Here is a 249-nt window from a genome sequence, read left to right as displayed (position 1 = left end):
GTCGCTGCGCGAAGCGCCGTCGCGCCCGCCCGTGGTGTGGGCCTTGGCGGTGTAGAGGACTTTTTCGAGCTGGGTCATGGTGGCTTCCTTTGCAGTGGATGCCCGCTTGCACGGGCGGTGGGGGCAGGTTGGCGTGCGCTCAGCGCCCGCGGGGCCGCTCTCAGTAGCTATACACCCCTTGACCGCTCTTGCGGCCCAGGCGGCCGGCGGCGACCATTTCCTTGAGCAGCGGGCAGGGGCGGTACTTGC

General features: G+C 69.5%; 1 protein-coding gene and 1 pseudogene. Both read right to left on the bottom strand.

Annotated elements, in window-relative coordinates; genetic code table 11:
* Positions 1 to 78, bottom strand: a pseudogene (locus B2J89_RS23080) (organic hydroperoxide resistance protein); the annotation flags it as partial.
* A gap of 82 nt (positions 79 to 160) precedes the next feature.
* The coding region (locus tag B2J89_RS22285; RefSeq protein WP_169170900.1) for a 3-hydroxyacyl-CoA dehydrogenase family protein at positions 161 to 249 on the bottom strand (89 nt) is incomplete at its 5' end.

The sequence above is a fragment of the Acidovorax sp. SRB_24 genome, assembly GCF_012931925.1.
This window is presented reverse-complemented; position numbering and strand designations above follow the sequence as displayed.